This is a genomic window from Rahnella sp. P4_A8, from assembly GCF_056402435.1.
Map to the genome: position 1 here is coordinate 1 of NZ_JBFUHK010000278.1, position 978 is coordinate 978.

Genomic DNA, 978 nt, shown 5'->3' on the forward strand with positions numbered 1-978 from the left:
TGATTTACCCGGCCATGCTCACCATCATTGCCATTCTAGTGATTGTTATTTTGCTGGTTGCCGTCGTCCCGCAAATCATTGAACAGTTTGTGCATATGAAACATACGCTGCCCATCTCCACCCGTATTTTAATTGGCGTCAGTGGTTTCCTGGAACATACATGGTGGGTGATTGCCATAGTGGTTATCGCTTTCATCGCTACCTTCAGGCTGGCTCTGCGCCGTAAGCATAATCTTATGCGTTTTCATACGGCGTTGCTCGGTGTTGTCGTTTTAGGGCCACTGATCAGGGCCATCAATAGTGCCCGATATGCCCGGACTCTCAGTATCTTGCAATCGAGCGGCGTTCCTTTACTTGATGCGATGAAAATCTCAACAGAAGGGATAACTAACCGCCGGATCCATTATTTACTTACCCAAGCGGCAGAACATGTTCGTCAGGGCAGCTCACTCTTTGCTGTTCTGGAACAAACCCGCCTCTTCCCACCCATGATGCTCTACATGATTGCTTCCGGTGAACAAAGCGGGCGTCTTGGCGAGCTTATGGCACACGCGGCAGACAATCAGGACAAGCTGATGCAACACCGGCTTTCAATGGTATTGGCGCTATTTGAACCACTGCTGATTGTCACTATGGCCAGTATTGTTTTATTCATCATCATGTCGATTTTACAACCGATTCTCCAGCTTAATAACCTGGTCAGTTAAAGGTATCATTCCATGTTAAACATTCAAAAAAATCAGTACATTGGCACTCAGAAGCAACAAGGCTTTACATTAATCGAACTGATGGTGGTTATCGTCATTCTCGGGGTGCTGGCAGCGCTCGTTGTTCCTAATGTAATGGGCAACAAAGAAAGAGCTGATACCCAAAAAGCCGTCAGCGATATTGTCGCCCTCGAGAACGCCCTCGACATGTATAAGCTGGATAACCATCGCTATCCAACAACCGAACAAACGCTTGAAGCCCTTGTAACCC

The 978-nt window shown here is 47.2% G+C and carries 2 protein-coding genes; both read left to right on the forward strand.

Annotation, left to right across the window (positions count from 1 at the left end; translation table 11 throughout):
* Window positions 1–707 (forward strand): type II secretion system F family protein (locus tag AC1DUO_RS25410; protein ID WP_477989464.1); only part of this gene is annotated, 707 nt, incomplete at its 5' end.
* A gap of 12 nt (window positions 708–719) precedes the next feature.
* The coding region (gene gspG, locus AC1DUO_RS25415; protein WP_477989466.1) for a type II secretion system major pseudopilin GspG at window positions 720–978 on the forward strand (259 nt) is incomplete at its 3' end.